Annotated in this window: 19 protein-coding genes and 3 pseudogenes; 11 read left to right on the forward strand and 11 right to left on the reverse strand. The window is 37.6% G+C overall.

Features of this window, described 5'->3' with window-relative positions; genetic code table 11:
- Positions 1–75: 75 nt before the first annotated feature.
- Positions 76–489 carry an IS200/IS605 family transposase gene (gene tnpA / locus SAGCYANO_RS38100; RefSeq protein ID WP_202224803.1) on the reverse strand — a complete coding sequence of 138 codons (414 nt, stop codon included), beginning with the start codon at positions 487–489 and terminating at the stop codon, positions 76–78.
- Positions 490–569: 80 nt separating this feature from the next.
- Between tnpA and SAGCYANO_RS38105 the strand changes: the two genes are divergently transcribed.
- Positions 570–1,964, forward strand: coding sequence for an RNA-guided endonuclease TnpB family protein (locus SAGCYANO_RS38105; protein WP_202224776.1), 1,395 nt, complete (start codon positions 570–572; stop codon positions 1,962–1,964).
- A 75-nt stretch (positions 1,965–2,039) separates the two neighbouring features.
- Here the strand turns inward: SAGCYANO_RS38105 and SAGCYANO_RS38110 are convergent, their stop codons facing one another.
- Positions 2,040–3,011, reverse strand: a complete 972-nt coding sequence (locus SAGCYANO_RS38110) for a protochlorophyllide reductase (protein WP_202224777.1) — start codon at positions 3,009–3,011, stop codon at positions 2,040–2,042.
- Between the two features lie 672 nt (positions 3,012–3,683).
- Between SAGCYANO_RS38110 and SAGCYANO_RS38115 the strand changes: the two genes are divergently transcribed.
- The 4 genes and pseudogenes from SAGCYANO_RS38115 to SAGCYANO_RS38130 all read left to right on the forward strand — a co-directional run bounded on the left by SAGCYANO_RS38115 (position 3,684) and on the right by SAGCYANO_RS38130 (position 9,168).
- Positions 3,684–4,796 (forward strand): TRAP transporter substrate-binding protein, encoded by a 1,113-nt coding sequence (locus SAGCYANO_RS38115; RefSeq protein ID WP_202224778.1) that lies wholly within the window; start codon positions 3,684–3,686, stop codon positions 4,794–4,796.
- 678 nt (positions 4,797–5,474) lie between these two features.
- Complete coding sequence (locus SAGCYANO_RS38120; protein ID WP_202224779.1) at positions 5,475–6,560, forward strand: TRAP transporter substrate-binding protein; 1,086 nt, start codon at positions 5,475–5,477, stop codon at positions 6,558–6,560.
- Positions 6,561–6,739: 179 nt separating this feature from the next.
- Positions 6,740–7,824: pseudogene (locus SAGCYANO_RS38125) on the forward strand (RNA-guided endonuclease InsQ/TnpB family protein).
- Positions 7,825–8,085: 261 nt separating this feature from the next.
- The gene (locus SAGCYANO_RS38130; RefSeq protein ID WP_202224780.1) at positions 8,086–9,168 is read left to right on the forward strand and encodes a TRAP transporter substrate-binding protein; all 1,083 of its coding nucleotides are present in this window, start codon (positions 8,086–8,088) and stop codon (positions 9,166–9,168) included.
- A 372-nt stretch (positions 9,169–9,540) separates the two neighbouring features.
- Here the strand turns inward: SAGCYANO_RS38130 and SAGCYANO_RS38135 are convergent, their stop codons facing one another.
- Both SAGCYANO_RS38135 and SAGCYANO_RS48555 read right to left on the reverse strand, forming a co-directional pair.
- Positions 9,541–10,275, reverse strand: coding sequence for a hypothetical protein (locus tag SAGCYANO_RS38135; protein ID WP_202224781.1), 735 nt, complete (start codon positions 10,273–10,275; stop codon positions 9,541–9,543).
- Between the two features lie 84 nt (positions 10,276–10,359).
- Positions 10,360–10,482, reverse strand: a complete 123-nt coding sequence (locus SAGCYANO_RS48555; protein ID WP_255502862.1) for a hypothetical protein — start codon at positions 10,480–10,482, stop codon at positions 10,360–10,362.
- Between SAGCYANO_RS48555 and SAGCYANO_RS38140 the strand changes: the two genes are divergently transcribed.
- Positions 10,476–10,622, forward strand: a complete 147-nt coding sequence (locus SAGCYANO_RS38140) for a hypothetical protein (protein ID WP_202224782.1) — start codon at positions 10,476–10,478, stop codon at positions 10,620–10,622. The two genes, SAGCYANO_RS48555 and SAGCYANO_RS38140, sit on opposite strands and share 7 nt — an antisense overlap.
- 394 nt (positions 10,623–11,016) lie before the next feature.
- Positions 11,017–12,731: pseudogene (locus SAGCYANO_RS51060) on the forward strand (IS1634 family transposase).
- Positions 12,732–13,986: 1,255 nt separating this feature from the next.
- Here the strand turns inward: SAGCYANO_RS51060 and rlmD are convergent.
- Positions 13,987–15,423: a 23S rRNA (uracil(1939)-C(5))-methyltransferase RlmD gene (gene rlmD, locus SAGCYANO_RS38160; RefSeq protein ID WP_237397092.1), complete on the reverse strand. Its 1,437-nt coding sequence runs from the start codon at positions 15,421–15,423 to the stop codon at positions 13,987–13,989.
- A gap of 181 nt (positions 15,424–15,604) precedes the next feature.
- On the opposite strand from rlmD, the gene SAGCYANO_RS49725 reads away from it, so the two are divergent.
- From SAGCYANO_RS49725 to SAGCYANO_RS38180, 4 genes are all read left to right on the forward strand, one after another.
- Positions 15,605–15,703 (forward strand): helix-turn-helix domain-containing protein, encoded by a 99-nt coding sequence (locus tag SAGCYANO_RS49725; RefSeq protein ID WP_202224785.1) that lies wholly within the window; start codon positions 15,605–15,607, stop codon positions 15,701–15,703.
- Positions 15,678–15,926, forward strand: a complete 249-nt coding sequence (locus SAGCYANO_RS49730) for a hypothetical protein (protein WP_202224786.1) — start codon at positions 15,678–15,680, stop codon at positions 15,924–15,926. The genes SAGCYANO_RS49725 and SAGCYANO_RS49730 overlap by 26 nt, the downstream gene beginning before the upstream one ends.
- Positions 15,927–15,957: 31 nt before the next feature.
- A complete protein-coding gene (locus SAGCYANO_RS38175; RefSeq protein ID WP_202224806.1) occupies positions 15,958–16,860 on the forward strand; it encodes an RNA-guided endonuclease TnpB family protein in 903 nt (300 codons plus the stop codon).
- A 1,028-nt stretch (positions 16,861–17,888) separates the two neighbouring features.
- A complete protein-coding gene (locus SAGCYANO_RS38180; protein WP_202224787.1) occupies positions 17,889–18,374 on the forward strand; it encodes an allophycocyanin subunit alpha-B in 486 nt (161 codons plus the stop codon).
- Here the strand turns inward: SAGCYANO_RS38180 and SAGCYANO_RS46660 are convergent.
- The 6 genes and pseudogenes from SAGCYANO_RS46660 to iscB form a co-directional block, all read right to left on the reverse strand.
- On the reverse strand, positions 18,355–18,747 hold the full coding sequence (locus tag SAGCYANO_RS46660) for a zinc ribbon domain-containing protein (RefSeq protein WP_307786291.1): 393 nt from the start codon (positions 18,745–18,747) through the stop codon (positions 18,355–18,357). The genes SAGCYANO_RS38180 and SAGCYANO_RS46660 overlap by 20 nt on opposite strands.
- 300 nt (positions 18,748–19,047) lie before the next feature.
- Complete coding sequence (locus SAGCYANO_RS38190; protein WP_202224807.1) at positions 19,048–19,482, reverse strand: RNA-guided endonuclease TnpB family protein; 435 nt, start codon at positions 19,480–19,482, stop codon at positions 19,048–19,050.
- Positions 19,483–19,768: 286 nt separating this feature from the next.
- The gene (locus tag SAGCYANO_RS38195) at positions 19,769–19,960 is read right to left on the reverse strand and encodes a hypothetical protein (protein WP_202224788.1); all 192 of its coding nucleotides are present in this window, start codon (positions 19,958–19,960) and stop codon (positions 19,769–19,771) included.
- Positions 19,953–20,054 (reverse strand): helix-turn-helix domain-containing protein, encoded by a 102-nt coding sequence (locus SAGCYANO_RS51065; protein ID WP_202224789.1) that lies wholly within the window; start codon positions 20,052–20,054, stop codon positions 19,953–19,955. Before SAGCYANO_RS51065 ends, SAGCYANO_RS38195 begins: the two co-directional genes overlap by 8 nt.
- A 102-nt stretch (positions 20,055–20,156) precedes the next feature.
- A pseudogene (locus tag SAGCYANO_RS38205) lies at positions 20,157–20,983 on the reverse strand (undecaprenyl-diphosphate phosphatase).
- Between the two features lie 102 nt (positions 20,984–21,085).
- On the reverse strand, positions 21,086–22,363 hold the full coding sequence (gene iscB / locus SAGCYANO_RS38210) for an RNA-guided endonuclease IscB (RefSeq protein WP_202224790.1): 1,278 nt from the start codon (positions 22,361–22,363) through the stop codon (positions 21,086–21,088).
- Positions 22,364–22,793 lie beyond the last annotated feature (430 nt).

Consider the following 22,793-nt stretch of genomic DNA (forward strand, 5'->3'; position numbering starts at 1 on the left):
GACCATACTTTTAACTTCCCCGGCGGGAAGTCCCGCGCTCTCCCGCAGGGGAGCGTCGTATGGGAAAGCCGGGCGTTATCTATGTGGTTCGTCCTGATTTTCTATGTATTTTTTTAGCACTGAAACACTTACACCACCACAGCTAGCAATAAAGTATGATTCACTCCAAAAAACAGCTTTGAAATAAGCTTTGTTGATTTGTTCTGGAAACTCCGTTCTAAGTCTCCTACTGCTTACAGATTTTAGATTAGTAACAAATTTAGGCAACTCAAGCTGCGGGTAGTATTGGAATAGCAAGTGTACATGGTCAGGTTCACCATTAAATTCTATTAGTTTGCAGTGCCATTTAGTACATAGATTGTCTACTATTTCTCCTAATCGTTTGAGCATCTCCTGATTGATTACCTTTTTTCTATATTTAGTTACCAAGACCAAGTGAGCTTTCATGTCAGACACGGCTCTACCACTAGATACAAAATCTTTTTTCATAATTCTTTGGCTATAGCTGTTGACAATTAGACATACAGTCATTATAATAACAGATATATAGTGCAGGAAATCAATCCTCTATGCTGTTGAAATACAAGTACAAGCTAAAACCCCATAAAAGTCAAACGGTTATTATATCCAATTGGTTAGAAATGGCCAGGAAGCAATATAATTATCGTTTAGCTCAAAGGTTAAACTGGTTTGAAGCAACGCGGACACCAGTAAATGCTTGTTCACTTAATGTTTCAGTGGTGCCAGTAGACGAGATTTATCAGAATATCCCTGAATTTAGGATACAAACACGAGATGGTAGAAAAAAGGACAGTAATGGTAGTCCGATCACAAGGAAAGGAGATAAGCATCCGAACATAGTTAATGGATATGTTGTTTGGGAGACTGTGCAACTAGCAGATTTAGCACAGACTAAAAAACTTTTCCCTGAGTATAAGTCTATGCACTCTCAGGTGTTGCAAGATGTTATCCAGCGTGTACAAACAACAATGGATAACTTTACCAAACCCGATCAAAACGGTAAAACCAGTGGTAGACCTAAATTTAAAGGTCGGCATTATTATAATTCTTTCAGTTATCCTCAGTTATCAAATGCCAATATAGTCAAAAATGCAAATGGTCGTTTTTGTATAAATCTACCAAAGATTGGCTTAGTTCCCTTTGTCTACAATCGTTCAATACCAATAGGATTCAAGGTTAAAACAGGTACAGTAGTACGGGCGGCAGACGGATGGTATATCAGCTTAACGATAGAAGATAAAGCTGTACCTTTAGAGGTTGCAGAGATTCAACCCACCGAACAAAACTCAAAAGGTATTGATTTAGGATTATTGCACTATGCTGTTACCAGTGATGGAGAATTTCTTGAAGTTCCTAAGTTTTTTAGGTTCTCTGAAAATAGACTATCTAAACTTCAGGTGAGATTAGCTAAAAAACAAAAGCATTCTAAGCCTTGGAAAATTCTCAAGCGTAAAATAGCCAAACTTCATCAACTAATAGCTAGACAACGTTTAGACTGGCAATTCAAACTAGCTTATCATTTGTTCAGTGATTGTCAGGTGATATTTTTAGAAGACCTACAAATAGCTTCTTTAGTCCGACGTTGCAAAGCTAAATTAGGTGATAATGGTCAATTCTTACCCAATGGTCAATCAGCTAAGTCAGGACTAAATAAGTCTTTGCAAGATGCAGCTTTTGGTCAGTTTGTTCAGGTTTTGGAGTATGTAGCCTGGAAACTTGGCAAAAGAATTATCAAAGTAGACCCCAAAGGTACATCTCAACATTGTTGGGAATGTCTGAATAAAGTTTCTAAAAGTTTATCAGAACGCTGGCATTCTTGTCCTAAATGTGGACAGGAACTAGACAGAGACTATAACTCACCCACCCCTCTTGCTCCCCTCCCGGGAGGGATGGGGGTGGGTTGGATTGTTGTCAACACAGGAGGAGGACATCACTTCTGTTAAAACTGCGGTCAGGTTTTTCCTGGCTGAAGAATCCCGCGCTCTCCCGTAGGGGAGCGTCGGGAGTATGTCAAAAAACTAACTCAATCCTACCAACTTTGAACTTAATTCCCAAAGCTTAATCGCTTTATCATCATCACTCGCTTCATCAGAAACTTCTTGCACAAATGACTGACGATCTTTCTTCTGTCGATTTCCCCAACTCCAATACATTCCAGACTCCTTATACTCAGAATCTTTAACTAAAGCAGCAACCCTTTCTCCTGCCAAATCTTGAGAAACATATCCCCCAGTAATATTTTTCTGAAATAGCGGGAAAATTTTCTGGAATAAAGGATAATGATTTCGGAATAGAGGCGTATCTGCAACACATCCAGGATATAGAGAACTAAAAACAATTCCTGTTGACTCGTGATAACGTCGATGCAGCTCTCGCATTGTCAATACATTACAGAGTTTGCTATCTTTATAAGCCTTACCAGATTTAAACTTCTTACCATTAATCATAGAAATAGGAGCTTTGAAACCTGCTTCAAAACCCTGAAGATTTCCCAAATCTGGAGGTGCAGGAATTGGAATCTTTCCTCCCAACTCTTTCGGGTTAGCTGTCACAGTTCCCAAAATCACCAACCTTTTATCTGCAGCAGGAGACTGTTTAAAATCCTCTAACATAATGTTACATAGAAGAAAATGTCCAAGATGATTTGTCGCCACACTCAACTCATACCCATCTGCACTACGCATCGGTTCTTTTAATAGAGGCAAATATACCGCAGCGTTACATACCAAAGCTTCCAGAGACCTACCACTTTCTCTAAAAGAATTGACAAATCGTTTTACACCATCTAAACTTGCCAAGTCTAAGTGCATCACAGTATAGCTATCTTTTGCCATACCCACTTCTTGAGCAGCTTTTTCCGCCTTTGAGAGGTCTCGACAAGCCATCACTACATACCATTCACCTGTTTTAGCCAGAGCTTTCGCTGCGTATAAACCCACCCCTGACGATGCGCCCGTAATTACTACTGTTGATTTGTGATTTTGTTCCATTCTCAATGAGATTTTGTAAAATGTGATTGACTAATTTTATGATTTTACAACAGATTTGGCCAACTCATACCATTTCTCAAAAACTTTTCAACCCGCATCTTGAGTAGGAGAGTAGGAAAGTAGGGGAGTAGTAAACATAATTACTTCATCACCTCACCAACCTATTGATTGTGCTTTTACCGAAAAATAGGGCCTAAAGCCTCGCTCTTGTAGGGCGGCTTTTTATTTGCAAGTGAATTGAATAGATATGCTACACTACTATTAGTTGCCGGGGGGCACTCGGAAACTCTAAACGGACGTGGAGGCAAGCGTAAGACTACTGCCAAAGTAGCAGCAGCCTAAGAAGCGTCAACCCGCCGAAGAGCTACGACTCAGTAGGAATCTCCCCGTCTTTAGGCTGGAGAGGATGTCAAATTTATTGCTTTTGGTGACGCTCAATAAGAGTCTTAACCCTCGCCAAAAATTTTAACAGTATATTAATTATGCTGTATTTAAAACTTATTAGAATTAAATATAGCCCCAGACTTTTAGTTTGAGGGCTTTTTGTTTATTTTACTATATACTTGGGTAAGATTTTAGCTTCTGTTTCTACTCCCTTTGATAAGGATATCAAACCTTAAAACCTTATCTAATACTAAGCAGAAAACCTGAAAGCAACAATAATATAAAACAATGAAACGAAGAAAACTCATTAACCATATTGCAACTGCTACAAGCGTGGCAACTTTAGCCGCTTGTACTCAAAACACTTCTGAAACTACCTCTACTGATACTGATAGCTTACCCTCTATAAGATGGAGAATGACCACGAGTTGGCCTCGCTCTCTAGATACAATTTTTGGTGGGGCACAAATCCTGTGCGATCGCGTCGCAGCAATGACCAATGGCAAATTTGAAATTACACCTTATTCCGCAGGTGAAATAGTGGGAGGGTTAGAAGTTCTCGATGCTGTCCAACAAGGCACAGTACCATGTGGCCATACTGCCAGCTACTATTACGTTGGCAAAAATCCAGCCCTTGCATTTGGCACAACTGTTCCATTTGGCTTAACTGCCCAACAACAAAATGCCTGGTATTACCATGGTGGAGGGCTGGAAATAATGCACAAGCTTTATTCTGACTTTAATATTATTAGTTTCCCTGCTGGTAATAGTGGAGTACAGATGGGGGGTTGGTTTAAGCAAGAGATTAATACTATTAACGACCTTAAAGGTTTAACTATGCGTATCCCTGGTTTCGGTGGGGAAGTAATGAAAAAATTAGGAGTAAATACTCAAGTTATTCCTGGTGGTGAAATTTATCTGGCTCTAGAACGGGGTGCTATTGATGCTGCTGAATGGGTAGGTCCTTATGATGACCAGAAATTAGGTTTGAATAATGCTGCGAAATACTATTATTATCCTGGTTGGTGGGAACCTGGTCCGACTTTTGAGGTGCAAGTTAATCTGGATGAATGGAATAAGTTACCAAAAGAATATCAGGAAGCTTTTAAGACGGCTGCATATCAAGCGAATATAGATATGTTAGCTAAATATGATGCTTTAAACGGAGCAGCATTGGCAGAATTGATAGCAGGTGGTACTGAATTACGCCCTTACAGTCAAGAAATTTTACAAGCAGCACAGAAAGGGGCTTTTGAATTTTATGAAGAGAAAGCTAGTCAGGATGAAACTTTTAAGGAAGTCTATGAGCAGTGGAAAAAGTTCCGAGAACAGATTTATCAATGGAATGCTATTAATGAATTGAGTTTTGCTCAATTTACCTTCAACAACCCCCTAAATTGAATTTAGAATTTAGAATTTAGAATTTAGAATTTAGAATTCCCAGCACTGACTAAATTTGATCGGAATTGAGAATTGAGAATTTAGAATTTATAATTCAGAATTTAGAATTCCCAGCACTGACTAAATTTGATCGGAATTGAGAATTGAGAATTTAGAATTCCCGCCACTGACTAAATTTGAGAGGTGTGAGAATGTCTTAAGAGTTCTATCAGAATTTAGAATTGAGAATTTAGAATTGAGAATTTAGAATTGAGAATTCCCAGCACTGACTAAATTTGAGAGGTGTGAGAATGTCTTACAGAATTGAGAATTTAGAATAGAGAATTAAGAATTCCCAGCACTGACTAAATTTGAGAGGAGCAAGAATGTCTTAAGTGCTCTATCAGAATTTAGAATTGAGACTTGAGAATTTATAATTCCCACCATTGACTAAATTTGAGAGGAGCAAGAATGTCTTAAGTGCTCTATCAGAATTTAGAATTGAGACTTGAGAATTTAGAATTCCCACCACTGACTAAATTTGAGAGGAGCGAGAATGTCTTAACTGCTCTAGCGGTTATAAATAGATATAGCTAAGAAAGAATTGGCTGTTGACAATTACTGATGATGAATCTTAACGGAAGTGTTTTTCCCACTATTCCCTATTCCCTGTTCCCTGCTATAACACATAAATAAATCATGAAACGTCGAAACCTAATTAGTTATACTACTGTTGCTGCTACAAGTGCAGTTGCTTTACCTGCATTGAGTCAAACCGAACTCCAACAAATAAAATGGAGAATGACGACAAGTTGGCCGAAATCTCTGGATACTTTGTTTGGTGGAGCGCAGAGGATTTGCGATCGCGTAGCAGCTTTGACCAATGGCAGATTTACTATTACTCCCTATCAAGCTGGTGAAATAGTCGGAGGATTGGAAGTTTTAGATGCTGTACAACAGGGTACTGTACAATGTGGTCATACAAGTAGTTTTTACTATAAAGGCAAAAATCCTGCCTTAGCATTTGCAACTTGTGTTCCATTTGGTTTGACTGGCCAACAACAGAATGCCTGGCTATATCACGGTGGGGGTCTACAAACCATGCAAAAAGTTTATACTGATTTTAACGTGATTAACTTCCCTGCAGGTGGCATAGGGGCACAAATGGGTGGTTGGTTTAGAGAGGAAATTAATACTTTGGCTGACCTCAATGGTTTAAAAATGCGCATTCCTGGTTTGGGAGGTGATGTGATGACTAAATTGGGGGTAAATGTGCAGGTGTTACCTGGTGGGGAAGTTTATTTAGCTTTAGATAGAGGAGCTATTGATGCTGCTGAATTTACTGGGCCTTATGATGATGAGAAATTGGGTTTATATAAGGCTGCAAAATATTATTATTATCCTGGTTGGTGGGAACCTGGTCTGACTTTAGATTTATTAGTTAATTTGGATGCTTGGAATAAGTTACCAAAAGAATATCAGGAAATTTTTCAAACTGCTGCTTATGAAGTTAATTTGAATATGTTGGCTCAATATGATGTTTTGAATGGTGAAGCGTTGCCGAGATTGATTGAAAAAGGTGTCCAATTAAGGGCTTTTACCCCAGAAATTATGGAAGCTGCTCAGAAAGCTGCTTTTGAGATTTATGAGGAAAATGCTAGTAAAGATGGGAGTTTTAAGGAGGTTTATCAACAGTGGAAAAAATTTCGAGAGCAAGTTTTTAATTGGAATAAAGTTAATGAATTGAGTTTTTCTCAGTTTTCGTTCAATAACTCCCTAAAGTGAAGTCAGAATTTAGAATTTAGAATTTAGAACTCCCACCATTGACTAAATTTGAGAGGAGCATTGACTTAATCAGAGAATAACGATTTAATACATAGCATACTTTTAGACAGGTTGCACTCACCTATATATGAAATCCATGATTAACAAAGCTGAAACTAAATAATAAACAGAAAACTCTGATGGCTCAACACGCAGGCTATTCACGCTGGTGTTATAACTGGGGTTTAAGTTTGTGGAATGCAGCTTACACAGATGGTTATAAACCAAACACCCGTAGGCTTAGAGAGGTTTTTACTAATCACACCAAACCCCTCTACCCCTGGATGAAAAACTTGTCATCTAAAGTTTATCAATATGCTTTTATAAGCTTAGGTGAAGCATTTAAGAGGTTCTTCCAAGGATTGGGTAAACGTCCACGGTTTAAGAAGAAAGGTAAATCTGATTCATTTCCTACGGAATGCTACGCAAACACAATTGATAATTGTGGAAAACCCATAGAATTAAATGGATGGAATCATAAAATACCTTTTATTGGTATGGTCAAAACTTATGAACCAATTGAAGCAACTACTCAAAAAATAACTATTAGTAGACAAGCGGGTGATTGGTACTTAAGTTTGAGCTATGATAAGCGTGCAACTCCCACACCAAAAACTATTGATGTTGTAGGTGTTGATTTAGGTGTGAAAACCCTAGCAACGCTAAGTACTGGTCAAGTTTTCCCAAGCATTAAACCTTACCGTACAGCTCAAGATAAACTAGCAAAATTGCAACGCCAACTTAGCAGGAAAGTCAAACATTCAAATAATTGGCACAAAGCTGTAATCAAGCTAGCTAGACAGCACAGACGAGTAGCTAACATCCGCAAAGATGCACTTCATAAATTGACAACATATCTAGCTAAAAACCACAACCCACCCCCATCCCCTCCCGGGAGGGGAGCTAGAGGGGTGGGTGAAGATTTGAATGTTAGCGGTATGTTAGCTAACCACAAGCTAGCAAAGTCAATTGCAGACCAAGGCTTTTATGAGTTTCACCAGACAGCTTGAATATAAAACACGATGGTACGGTTCTAAATTAGTAGTAGTTGATAGGTTTTTTCCATCTTCACAAACTTGCTCCTACTGTGGTCATGTTCAAGACATGCCCTTGCATCTGAGAACTTATGACTGCAAGAAGTGTGGGTTGTCAATCTTATTGAGATTTGAATGCAAGTATAAATTTGAGAGATGCGGTCGGCTTGACCGTAAATGCCTGTGGATGAGTAGCCGCCGACGGTCTCAGTAGAAGCAGGAAGTAAACATTAAAATATCACGCTATGTGACGTTTTATATCAGTTTTATGAAGCAGCGAGAATGTCTTATACCAGTTTGATAAATGTTTGCTACAAATCTCTTTTGCCTATTACCTGTTGCCTATTCGCAGTTAAGTGTTCCCTATAAATAGAGTTTTGTAAAATTCTTTTTTCACGCTTGATATTAACCCCTTTGGTAGTTGCTATCAATAAATAACACATAAATAAATAATGAAACGTCGAAATCTAATTAGTTATGCTACTGTTGCTGCTACAAGTGCAGTTGCTTTACCTGCATTGAGTCAAACTGAACCACAACAGATAAAATGGAGAATGACAACGAGTTGGCCAAAATCTCTTGATACTTTGTTTGGTGGAGTGCAGAAAGTTTGCGATCGCGTAGCAGCTTTGACCAATGGCAGATTTACTATTACTCCTTATCAAGCTGGTGAAATAGTGGGAGGGTTGGAAGTTTTGGATGCCGTGCAACAGGGAACTGTACAGTGTGGTCATACTCCTAGTTATTACTATAAAGGCAAAAATCCTGCTCTGGTGTTTGCTACTTCTGTTCCTTTTGGCTTTACTGCCCAACAACAAAATGCTTGGCTATATCATGGCGGGGGTCTAGAAGCTATCCAAAATGTTTATGCTCAGTTTAATATTATCAACTTTCCTGCTGGTAATACTGGAGCGCAAATGGGTGGTTGGTTTAGGCGAGAGATTAATACTGTAGCCGATCTTAATGGTTTAAAAATGCGTATCCCTGGTTTAGGGGGCGATGTGATGAGTAAGTTGGGGGTAAATGTGCAGGTGTTACCTGGTGGGGAAGTTTATTTGGCTTTGGAGCGAGGAGCTATTGATGCGGCTGAATTTAGTGGACCTTATGATGATGAAAAATTGGGTTTATATAGAGCAGCAAAATACTATTATTATCCTGGCTGGTGGGAACCTGGTCCAACTTTAGATTTATTGGTTAATTTGGATGCTTGGAAAAAGTTACCAAGAGAATATCAGGAAATTTTTCAGACTGCTGCTTATGAGGCTAATTTGAATATGTTGACTCAATATGATGCTTTGAATCGTGAGGCTTTAGCTAGATTGATTGAAAAAGATGTTCAGTTGAGAGCTTTTAGCCCAGAAATTATGCAAGCTGCTCAGAAGGCTGCTTTTGAATTTTATGAGGAAAGTGCTAGTCAAAATGGGAGTTTCAAGGAAGTTTATCAGCAGTGGAAAAAATTTAGAGAGCAAGTTTTTAATTGGAATAAAGTTAATGAGTTAAGTTTTGCTCAGTTTTCTTTTCTTGATAGTAAATAAAACTCAGTTCGGTAATATCATGTCTGGTAGCATCGGTATTTTCAATAATTAATAATTAATAATTAATAATTAATTATTACCTCTCCTTTAAAACGGATAGGATTAACTCAAAGGAAATTTTTTCTTTTTATCCCCTTAAAAGAGGAGGCTTTCAACTACAATTTTTCGGTAAGCACCAAGGTAAGGAAGAAGGAAGAGGGAAGAAGCAGGAAGGTTTAGGAGCCAGAAAAAAACTTAAATTTCATATATATATCCACCCTTGGGTTTAGACAAGCGATTGCGTTCGGACATGATATAATTTCTTGAAATTACTGTAGCATCAAATTTTTGTAGCTCTACAAAATCTGATTTTTAACTTTTGACTTATAACTTCTAGTTTCGCTTTCCTACTGCCCATTGTTGAGGTAAATTTTGCTCTGGAAATACTAATTTTGCTTGTAAATAATGTTCCAGAGATTTAATTAGATTATGGGTATAATTTCCATAACAGCGAGTCTGATAAATTACAGCTAGATTGTTATTAACTATTGCCCATTCATAGGGAAAATCATTAAAATTAAATACTTCCAAAGCTAACTCGCAGCAAGCTAAAGCAATTTCTAAATTAACATCAGAGTCTCCATCTGGTAGTGCCCAAATAATCCTACTAAAGTTTACTAATGCACTAGCAATTGTAGTTGCTCTACTTTGACAAATGTTAGGAAAAACTTGCTTCGCCCACTTGCGTAAAACGTATATTAAATGAGGTTCTAATAAATCAAGATTTTCTACAATTAGAGGGTAAATTTTTTGAGGGTCGCCTTCACTTTCCAAAGTTATTTGCAACGCTTCTAGCAAAAATGGCAAAGTTTCATTGATAGGAGTAGTTAAATCAGGAATGACAATTTTAGCTTCTAACCAAGCAGCAAAATTCTGAGAATATGGCAGATTTTCATCTAAAACTATATATATAGGAAAATATGATTGCATAAATTTATATTTACTTAATTTTGCTTTTATTGGCTGTGGTTGAAAGTTAATCATTTTTAATATTTTTGTGCCTCTATTATGAGCATAATTACATTCTATTTTCCCATTCTCAAGAGCAGCTTTCCGGATCGTATTCAATTATTTTTCTAGATTTACTAGAATGTAAATGGAGAATCTAGGGTAGTTAATTATTTTTATATAGTTTAGTTGAGATTATTATAGTTATATGATGTCCGGATAATTAGTGATAAAAAAACTTTCTCCTTTTCCTCTTCTTCTTCTTTCTTCTGGTTCTCTCTTCTTGCTTCTTTCTTCCCTCCTGACTCCTGTAGGGGCGAATGCCATTAGCCCCTACTCCTGATATCAAATCCGGTAGCATCGGTGTAATTAAAGGGTGGGGAGTGTGGGGAGGTTGGGGAGATGGGGAGGTAGGGAGATGGAGAGATGGGGTTAGGGGAGATCAAGAAATATTTGGTAATTGTTGAAGATAGAACATTTTTTTATACCGAATTAAACGGATTTGATATGACTCCTCAGTTGTTTATTTATCAGTATTCAACCGGACATGATATTATCAAGAAATATTTAATTCCTACATCTAAACCGACGGCTTTTCCTGTTGGTAGGGGCGATTCGCGAATCGCCCCTACAATTTTTAAATCTATTTTGAATAGCAAACTGAGCATAATAACCGCGACTCACGTTTAACCAACCTTACTCGTTTTATTTGGTTGAGTTGATAATAGTTTAAACCCACATTCCGCACGACAAAATGTAGTACGCAAAGGTGGCAAAACTTGAGTAAGTATTTAGACTCAAGAAAAAAAAACCTCAAACTATAATTCTAGACAAGAGGTGAAGATCAAAAAAGAGGAGAAAATGTCAATAGAAGTAAGTAACCTAGATCATCTAGGATTGGTAGCGGGAATTATTGATGAAATTGGTATAGAAAAGAAAATTAATCTATTACTTGGAGAACAGCTACCAGAAAAAATAACAGGGGGTCAAGCTGTAAAAGGAATGCTTTTAAATGGGTTGGGATTAGTTTCCTCTCCATTATACTTATTTAGTCGATTTTTTGAGGGGAAAGCAATAGAACATTTAATCGGACAAGAGGTGAAAGCAGAGTATTTTAACGATGACAGATTAGGAAGAGTATTAGACCAACTTTATCGCACAGGATTAAATCAGATTTTCATGTCTGTGGTGTTAGAAGCAGTGAAAATTTATCAACTAGAAACAAGCACAGTTCACCTAGACTCTACTTCATTTCATGTTCATGGAGATTATCATACACTTGAGTATGAATCCACGGAAGATTTAGAGCCAAAAACTGTCAGAATAACCTATGGATATTCAAGAGATAAACGACCTGATTTAAAACAATTTATGATGGATTTAATTTGTACAAACGATGGAGATGTACCATTGTGGATGAGAATTGGGTCTGGAAATGAATCTGACCAAAAACAATTTTTGCAAGCCATGAAAGAGTTTAAAAATCAGTTAAATTTTGACAGCTTAATGGTGGCAGATAGTGCTTTATATACCCAAGAAAATTTACAGTTACTAACAAATATTAAATGGTTAAGCCGAGTCCCTGTTCGTATAAAAGCAGCTCATAAGCTAGTTGAAGAAATAGATGGTGATGATTTGAATCCCAGTCATATTAAAGGATATAGCTATCAAGAACTATCAAAAACTTACGGAGGAATTCAACAGAGATGGTTAGTAGTTGAAAGCCAACTGCGCCGAGAATCAGATTTGAAAAACCTAGAGAAAAAAATCCAGAAAGAACGAGTTGAAGTTAACAAAAAACTCCGCACCTTAAAATCTGAAAAATTTGCTTGTCAACCAGATGGAGAAACAGCAACAAGAAAGCTGTTAAAAAAGTTTTTATATCACGAATTATAGCAATGTGCGCTGGCATATTTACAAATTACAGGAGATGTCCAATAGCTAAAAGTCTTATATTATCAGCCTTTTATTCCCCCTGTTGCCTGTTGCCTGTTGCCAGATGAGCTGCGCACAGCGCTATAACACAAATTAATGTTCAAGAAGTAGAGTCGAAATCTGAATCAGATTTTTCTTATGAAGTCCAAGTTAAAGTGGGCTTAAGAGAGTCAAAAATAGAACTAGAAAAAAAACGAGCAGGTCGATTTATATTGGCAACAAATGTCTTGGATAGAATGGAATTAACAAAAGAAGAAATGTTGTCTAAATACAAGGGACAACAATCGGTTGAGAGAGGTTTTAGGTTTCTCAAAGATCCCCTATTTTTAACCGATAGTGTCTTTCTGAAATCACCCCATAGAATCGAAGCTTTGGGGTTAATTATGGGTTTATGTTTATTAGTTTATACTTTAGGCCAGCGTCAACTACGTCAAACTTTAAGCCGGACTAAATCTCATGTGAAAAATCAATTAGGTCGCCCTACTAATAGACCAACTTTACGCTGGATATTTCAATGTTTTCAGTCAATTCATTTATTGATTAATTCTGGAGTTAAGAGCATATCTAATCTCACTGATGAGCGTTTAGAGTTATTGAAGTTTTTTCCTCCAAGTTGTCAAAGATACTATCTGCTTAGTTGAGAAACTTGAGACAAAAGTAAGTAAAGCGCCAAAATAATCAACCATTGAATAGTGGTGTAAAATTAAGCACTTGGCAATGATTAAGATGCGATAGAACTTCGTTCCGCTTCGCGATCGCTCAAGTGATAGAGGGACTTTGGCAGTTTTTGAAGATGTCCATTAGTAACTTTAAGCAACTCATATTATTATATCAGGCATTTATGGAGTACCATAGGAGTAATTACAAGTTAAAAAGCTTTTCAGATAGACTTTTGAGCCTATATCACTTCAGAAAAATTTAGGGTGGATTTGCGATCGCCTCCTACCCCATACTATAAGTCTAAATACTTACTCAAGTTTTCCCTCTTTATGTACTACATTTTGTCGTGCGGAATGTAGGTTTAAATCATAAGTACCAATCAATTTTAAAGTACCTATATTTTTCTTGTCTGAAAAAGTAATTGCTTTCCTATTCTCTGATAAATTCCATCCAGAAGTCTTATTACTTAGGAAATGTCAAGGAAAAAAGAGGTATTTTTGCAAGGAATGAAGTCGCCCATTCACTTTTCATCCACGCTTTTAAAAACGTGGTTTTCAAGCTCTCGTCCCCTCTCAATAAAAAATTCTACTTTGTATGTTACAAATTGATGTGCCGAATGTGGGATATTAAGATATAAAATCAACAACTTCATCTCCCTATTCCCTATTCCCTACTCCCTGACTTGTGCAAGAAGGCGTTGGTAATTTGAGGTATGATATCATGTCCGGATAAGAGCGCTATAGAAGTCCATGACCTTTACGCGACCAAAAAACTTTATCCTTCTACTCGGGGTTTCTTCTTCTTTCTCCCCTCCACGGTCGGGGTTGGGGGTGGGTTTACTCCTGACTTCACCTCCCCTCCACGGTCGCAGGGCTGTTTCAAAGTATCGTAAGTTAACGATTTAAGGAGAACAGGAGATGAGGGGGTAGGGGAATAGGAAAATTTACCACGCATTTGCCTAAATTTGCCGATTTTTTAGTGTTGGAGTATGGTTAAACTCTGGCTAAATATCTAATTCAATTGGCTCAAATTACAACAATTCGTATTTTTGACCTTCAAGAATAATTGAGAAATTTTGCCTAAATCCTGACTATGTGTGCCAAAATTTACCATTTATACCCATATTTCTATCTCTTTCTCTGTTTTTCGCTCTTATTGAAACAACCCTGCTCCACGGTCGGGGTTAGGGGTGGGTTGACTCCTAAGTAGTTAAGATTAATATCATGCACTAATTTATCAACGCCTGCAAGAAGTCTTTACTAAAAATGCAGCACATTCGACATGAGCAGTTTGAGGAAAAAAGTCTGCAGGTTGTACTTTTCTCAACTCATACTTACCTGTCGAACATAGAAATTTCAAATCGCGAGCCAAGGTAGCAGGTTTACAACTAATATAAACTATACGTTCAGGTAGAATTTGTAAAAGAGTTTCTAAAACAGAGCGATCGCAACCTTTTCTCGGCGGGTCTAACAAAACCACATCTGGCTTTACCTCCAACTGAGGCAGTAAATCTTCAACTTTTCCTTCATAAAACATGACATTTGTCAAGTGATTAGTTTCAGCATTAAACTGAGCCTGTTTTATGGCCACTGATTGAACTTCTATACCAACGACCAGACCCTTTCTTCCCCCCATTTGTAACAACTCCTCACCCGCTATTTCCATAGAGTCGTTATCACAAACACCCACTTGCTGCAAATATTTTGCTAGAGGTAAAGTGAAAGTACCAATTCCACAATAAGCATCAACAATAATCTCCGATCCATTCAATGCCAACTCTTGAATCACTACCTCTATTAATTTTTCAGCAGTCTTTGTATTTACCTGAAAAAAAGTATCCGGAGTCAATTGAAAATTTAAACCACTAAACTCTTCGTTTAGATACAACCGACCAGCAATACAAACAGTCTGTTGACCAAAAATAGTATTTGTTGCCTTGGAGTTGTAGTTTACACAAACACCTACTAACCGAGAATAATCTTCCAGCCATTTTTGTGCTTGAACTTCAATACCTGGTAATAACTCTTTTGTTTTTTCCTCCTCTACATTTACAACCAAAGTCAACAATATTTCCCCTGTGTTGTTACCTATCCTCAAAGATAAGTGGCGTAAGATACCTGTATGTTTCTGTTCATCATATATTTTCCAGCCTTGCCCAGTAATATCCTGTTTTACTTCTTTGAGTAAAGGGTTCAAGCGTTGGTCTTGGATAGGACATTGATTTAGATTAATTACTTTATGGCTACCTTTTTGATAATAGCCAGCTTTAACTTGACCCGTAGTAGAAATACTTAAAGGATATGTAGCTTTATTGCGATATCCAAAAGCCGCTGGAGATGCTAGAGTTGTATCTACTGCTGATAATGTTAGCCCCCCTATTCTCTTTAAAGCTTGAATAACTTGATTTTGTTTAGCTTGGAGCTGATATTCATAACTAATATGCTGCCATTGACAACCACCGCATTTGTCTGCAACTATACAATGGGGTTTTATGCGATATTTCGATGCTTCTAGGAGTTGGTGTAATTTCCCATAAGCATACTTTGGTTTGACTGCTGTTAGACGAGTAAGTAGGCGATCGCCAGGAACTGTATCAGGCACAAATATGACTTTTTGACCGTAGCGACCCACTCCATCACCGCTATCTGTTAAGTCTGTAATAGTTATTTCCACAATTTGACCTTGTTGACCGAAAAATTGGGTTTCAAGCCTCGCCCTTCTAGGGCGACTTTTTAGTTGATTTTTGTCTATAGAAAATATGTTATCATATTGTTAGTTTCTTTCATCAGGTTATGAAATCTAGATTTAAGTATAGAAAATATGTTATCATATTGTTAATTTCTTTCGGTTGGTTATGAAATCTAGATTTAAGTATCGTATATATCCAACATCAGGACAAAAGCACCGATTGGCCAAGCTATTTGGTTGTGTTTGCTGTCGCAACACTTCGTGAACGTGTTGTTTGGAATGATAGTCTAGCTTGCTGCCAAGAAAAGTATAAATTAGGAGAGAAGAAACCAACTAACTCCGAGCTACAAAAGCTTTTTATTACTCAAGCTAAAAATACTGAAGATAGAGAGTGGTTATCGGAAGTTTCTAATATACCATTACAACAATCTTTAAATGATTTAAACCGTAGGGGCGAACGGCCGTTCGCCCCTACAAAATTTTTTTAAATCAACCAAAGGTCAACAGAAAGGCAGACCTATAAAGCCTCCGAAGTTTAAAACTAGAAAATCAAAGCAAACTGCTAGGTTTAGAAAGGGTGGTTTTAAACTTGGTCAACATAAAGTTTATTTAGCTAAAATTGGGAAACTAAAAATAGTTTGGTCAAGAGATTTACCTGCTGCTCCATCATCAGTAACAGTAATCAAAGATTCAGCTAATAGATATTTTCTGAGTTTTGTAGTAGAAACTTGTGCCGAAATCTTACCTCAAACTGAGAATTCAGTAGGTATAGATTTAGGTATCAAAACTTTTGCTACATTGAGCGATGGTACAAAGGTTGATGCTCCTAAACCGCTCAAAAAACGAATTAAGAAGTATAGAAAGTTAAGTAAGTCATTGTCGAATAAAACTAGGGGGTCAAACCGTTATGAAAAAGCTAGGCTAAGAATAGCTAAATTTCACGCTAAACTGAAAGATACAAGAACAGATTTTCTACATAAATTGTCTACTAAAATAATTTGTGAAAACCAAACAATTGTTTTAGAAGACTTGAATGTTTCAGGAATGGTTAAAAACCGTAAATTATCCAGAGCAATTTCTGATTTAGGTTGGAGACAATTTAGGACACTGTTAGAAGGAAAGGCTGAAAAATACGGTCGTGATTTTAGAGTAATTAGTCGTTGGGAAGCAACATCTCAAACTTGTTCATGTTGTGGATTTAAAGGTGGAAAGTTAGAGCTTTCAGTGAGGGAGTGGGAATGTTTGAATTGTGGTGCAAAGCATGACCGTGATGAAAATGCAGCAATAAATATATTAGTCGCGGGCGGGCAGTCCGAGACTCTAAACGGACGTGGAGGCAAGCGTAAGACTACCGCCAAGGTAGCAGCAGCCTGTGTTAGCGACAGCTATGCGAAGCAAAACGTCAACCCGCCGAGGAGCTAAGGCTCGGTAGGAATCCCCGTGCCTTTAGGCCGGGGAAGATGTCAAAAGGTAGTGTAGCCAAGTTTTGATTATTGATATTCACTCATTTATTTTGTCTACAAAATTTATTTTAGAGTCATGTATAACCCATATTAAGTTTATCTCATATAGCAGAAGGAAGGAATAAGAAAAAATATTGTGTTGTCTGAGGGTAGTCCTGTAGATGTAGTGATATTTATAAGAAAACCCCTTTCATTGTCAGAAACAAAACTAAAAAAATCACTACTTGTACACCAGTAACTTGTCTGAGTTTTAAGTTTTTGATCTGTCCTAGCCTTTCCTTTGACTACGATAACTTCGCAATATATTTATATAGAACCAATTTATGAAATTGGGAGTAAAGCAAGGAAAACTTTTAATCCGATAATTTGATTAATAGCTTATTATCCGAGCATCATATTACTTTTACTTGCCAAGATTAATTATTTCAAATCGCCTATGATTTTTTATTAAAAATCATTAATTAGCAAAATCATTTTAGTCATTAATTAAAGGTAAGAAAAATAATTTTCTACCTTTCTAAATTCCCGACTCCGAACTCCTAATACCAATTCCTAAAAGTAATGCTATACTTCAGTGATACTTCAACAGTCAAAGATTTATCAAGATTCAAAGTCTTTTTTGACAATTATTAGTGGGTTAGTATAGATTTTTCCTACTTTTAACCCCTCCCCACCTCCCACACTTCCACACTTCCCCTCCACCGGAGGGAGGGGCGAGGGTGGGTCCCCACCCAATCATACATAGCATTCTTGCGTGAGAAATGGTATAACTTCCTACTCCCTGTTTCTTGCTCTAAATTCCCGACTCCTGACTCCTGACTCCTGACTCCTGACTTCCGACTTCTGACTCCTAACTCCTGACTCTTAATTAATATCCGCTATTCAAAAATACCAATAAATCTCTCAAATTAAATCCCTCAAATTTGATGACTGAGAAAGGTCGTCAATAGCTAAAATGAAATATAATTCTGAAATTTTTTGATAATTATGAGTGTAGTTAGCCAAGTTATTCTCAAAGCAGACGATGAATTACGTTACCCCAGTAGTGGGGAACTTCAAGCCATAAATACTTTTTTAAAAACAGGCGAGCAGCGCGTGCGTATCGCTACCCTGCTTTCCGAAAATGAGAAAAAAATTGTGGACAAAGCTAGTCAAGAGTTGTGGCGCAGGCGTCCAGATTTTATTGCCCCTGGCGGTAATGCTTTTGGTCAACGCGAGCGTGCCTTGTGCCTCCGGGATTATGGTTGGTACTTGCGTTTGATTACTTATGGGGTACTAGCTGGTGATAAAGATCCAATTGAAAGTATTGGTTTGATTGGTGTTAGGGAAATGTACAACTCATTGGGTGTACCAGTTCCTGGAATGGTAGAGTCAATTCGTTGTTTGAAGGAAGCTTCTCTTGCTTTACTTGATGATGAAGATGTTCAGGAAGCTGCTCCTTACTTTGACTATATCATTCAGGCCATGTCCTAAGTTTTTTTGTTTCTTGTAGCATAACTCCCCATCTAAGGAATTCGTGAAGTTCTCTCCCGTTAAATCGAAGATTATAACGGGAGCTTCTCAAACAAAGAAGTTTCTTGCGAGTGCTGGCGCAACGCTGCGCGTTACATGTCGCGGAGCGAAACGCAGGCTGATTAACATCTAAGCCTCCACAAGCAGACAAGATGATACCCACCTCGTTTAGTGCTTTATTTAATATGTTAATTGCTGCATTCTCATCTCTATCTAAAACTGTTTTACATTTAGGACAAGAGTGAGTTCTAACTGATAAAGTTTTAGGTACTTTCTGACCACAACGACTACAATGCATGTGATGTATTGTGAGGATGTACGGGCGAATGGCCATTCGCCCCTACTTACATGAACACCTTAAATAATTAATAATTAATAATTAATAATTAATTATTAAAGAATCATATCAAATCCGGTAGCATCGGTGTTATTTAATCTTTAAAGATTCAGAGTCTATATTGTAGGGGCGAATGGCCATTTTTCCTTGCCGATTGTATGATGATCGACAGAATTATACTACTGTGAAGCCAACAGATTTGATATCATTCATTATTCATTATTCATTATTCATTATTCATTATTCATTATTCATTATTTACCTACATCATAAATTGATTTTGAAAGTTTTGTGTTTCTAGCTAAACCTTTGATACTCAGATCTGCCTTCGGCGCGCCGCTCCGCGTCTACAACGGAAATTAGGTCATATCCTTTAACTAATTTATGAGCAGTCTTATAGTGAAAATCTTCTCTTTGTCTAGCTATATGTTGATGTAGTCTAGCTATTCTATTTTGTGCTACCCTCCAGTTGTTAGACCCTATTTTTTTTCTAGATACTTTTTTTTGCTTTCTTGCTAAATTGGATTGAGACTTTCTATAGAATTTAGGTACAGAAACAGTCTCACCAGTATTAGTAGTCAAAAATTCTTTTAACCCTACATCAATGCCTACAGCAGTTTTGATATTTTCTGTAGAAATTAGGCTAGGTACTGATTTATCTTCCAGGCTAAAACTTATATAATAACCATCAGCGTCTTGAGTGCGTCTTACATTCTGGGGAAACCCCAGAATTACGCACTCGCTTTTTTGGTTATAGTTGCAGTTTTAATTGTAAAAGCATCTGGAATTGGTCTATGAACTATGACTCGAATCGCACCAAACCTCGTAGTAATTATTTGTTTTCCATCAAATTTAATTACTGCTTTGGAATGATTAACTCTACTGAAACAAAATGACCTTAACTTTCCTGATTTTTTAAATCTTGGTCGTCCTCCACGTTTACCCTTTTTGTCAGGTATTAGCCTTTCATGTCGGCTCTTAGCCGAAACGTTTCCAAGCTTTATCTAGTCTTTGTAAGTTAATTTGTTGAACTTCGTATGGATATTTCTTTGTAGTCAGGAAATAACTTTTTTGTTTGCTTAAGTGCTGATTGCTGAAAATAATAATCTGGCCTACTAGAAATTTCACCAATAGGGCATGAAATTAGTGAGCAACGGTCAACTTGACATCTAGTTCTATTTAACCAATCATGTCTTTGGCTATCACGCATAATTGTAATGCCTTCGCAGGTGTTCTAGCCAATAATCAATTTTGATTGACTGTTCAGGAGTGGGCTTAATTTTGTAGCAATGAGTAATTATCATAATTTTTATACTACTCTGAGGTAATTTTTAATTGTTGAAGTTGTCCCTATCCATTATTTCCAAACTTCAGTCCTTCCCTCTTCCTTCTTCCTTCTTCCTTCTTCAAATTACACCACCAGCGATCGCCACTAAGATGAATACCCCAAAAGCTAATCTATACCAAACAAATATCCATGTATCTTTTGTTTGTAAGTATTTAATCAACCAAGCAATTGCTATGTAAGAAAAAATTATTGCAGATATAATTCCAGCAATAGTAGGTACTAAACCTACACCTCCAAAACCTTCATCCAATAAAGTCTTAAGTTCAACTAAACCTGCTAAAGTAATCGCTGGAAGACCCAATAAAAAAGAAAATTTTGCTGCTGTAGCCCTTTCTAACCCCATAAATAGGCCGCCTGTAATAGTTGAGCCAGAGCGAGATACCCCGGGGACTAATGCCAATGCTTGAGCTAATCCCATGAGTATGCCATCTTTAACATCTAGTTGTTCAAAATTACGTTTTCGACTGCCAATTTTCTCTGCTATTCCTAATAATAAAGCCATAACTATTGAAGCAATAGCGATCGACACTGTACTCCGCAAGGGCGAGTTATCAAAATCTGGAATAAATATTTTAATTAATAACCCAAAAATACTATCGGTATAGTTCCCAGTCCTATTCCAACTGCCATGCGGAAATCTGGAGACTGGTAATCGGATGTCACTATAGATTTATATGCACCAACCGCAATCTTTGTCAAGTCCTGCCAAAAATACCAAACAACTGAAAAAATACTGCCCAATTGAATCACAGCAGTAAAAGCCACACCAGGGTCTCCCCAACCCAGGGCGACAGGAACAATCTTGAGGTGAGCGGTACTACTAATGGGTAAAAATTCTGTTAACCCTTGTACCATCCCTAGAATAACTGCTTGAAAAATATTCATCAAGCACCTCCGTGGAAACCCGCGTTGTTTGCTTTGGCATCAACGTCGGGAGGAAACGGCGGATATTTTCTATAGGCCAATTTCCCTAAAATATCCAATCGATTAAACATAAGCGTAGCCATCCTTTTTGTGAATAGGTTGACAATATTTGTGGCTAATTCCTTGTACTAAACCATTGTTGGTTTTGACGTTGAAACTACCTGTAGTGCGTACAGCAACTCTCCCTACATAGACACCTTGTTTCTTACCTTTAGTCACAACAGCTTTGACCATATCTCCTGTTTGATATCCTTTAACCAACTTGAATCGGGGGACATAACGAACTGGAAATCCATGCTTGTCAGTACGACACATCTGACGTGAGCCATGTCCTGTAGCGGTGACAATTAAAGGTTTTTTCACATCCTTGATAATTAGCTGCTCGGGAGTAGAAGTACCCACACAAGCTGCATCTAGCCAATGAGTCTTAGGCAGGTTTTGACTACACCTATTGAATTTTGTTAACCCACCACTGCCCACTTCTACAGGTAGTCCAGTTAACTTTAATTCGTTGTACAACTTCCACCAAGTTGCATTTACGGCTGCTGCATCAGCGAGTGGCTTCTTAGCTTGAGATAAAATCCGTTGCAGAACATTGGGCTTTCCAGATAAGAACTGCTCAACTTCTTGATTAGACTTGGCCTGATTGCAGCTATGACAGGAAATAGCAAGATTAGAAACTCGGTTTGAACCACCTTTAGATTTAGGAACAATGTGTTCTATTTCTAACTGGGTATCCGTCGCACCACAATAAGCGCATTTACGATGCCATTTTTCGAGTAGATATTCCCGAATTTCGTAACCAAAAAGTGTACCTTGTTGATACTCAACACCTGAAATTTCGGGGTTTTCTAATTTCTGAGTGTCGAACCTAACTAACTCTTGAGATATACCTGTAATTGGACAGAATCTAGTTAGCTTATTAACCCAACTCAAGATATTTTGTACTCTTGACATTAAACTAGGGGGTAGCCACCCCTTTGGCCTTTTTCTATTCAGGAATCTTGGCTGACGATAACGAGTTTGGCGATTTCTACGGGAACGTCTTAAAGTTCTACGTTTGGTTAGACTATCTCGCAAGTTAAACCCTCTGTGAATAAGTTCAGCTCCCCAGATTATTCTGTTGTTTTGAACAATTGCTAAACCAGTTATTTTCGCTCCGGGGTCTATTTTTAGTTGATGGTTGTGAGTAATTGGTTCATTTACCTCCTCAGTCAAAATGATTGTCAAAGGGTATCGACGTAGAACTTTAGCTTTGCCAGTCCTGAGTAAAATTCTAGCTCTGGCTGGTTTACAGGGGTCTAGAGGTTGTCGGTTTTTGTTAAGTACAAATACACGCACAATTGGTGTGTTCTCCTATTGCTAGGGTAAGGTTCGCTTCTCCCAAGGGAGACGCTGCGCGAACGACAATGTTTTAATCGCTTGTTAGGCTAGCCACACTTTCTTAACCCTCTAAAAATGTTTAATGACTAACGGTAGAGCTAGGGACTAGCGACGCATCCAGAAGGTACCATGACGATCAAAACGTAGGAAAGTTAATTCCTGAGTCTGGTCAACTAGGGCTTAAAAAAGCCCACGCTATATTCCTTGAGAATTAGCGCTGGGTTGTTGACTCCGTAGGGTCTTAAGTAGAACTATTGCTTGATTATAGCATCAGAAGTATTACCACTTTTTTGAGTGTTCACTCCTCAAAACTCTTGATTCCTTATGATTTTTATTTATTGTTAACTCTTCCTAAAAATCCCTAGGAGGGGATAAAATAGCTATTATT

Source organism: Okeania sp. KiyG1, from assembly GCF_014132355.1.
In the GTDB taxonomy this organism is placed as follows: domain Bacteria; phylum Cyanobacteriota; class Cyanobacteriia; order Cyanobacteriales; family Microcoleaceae; genus Okeania.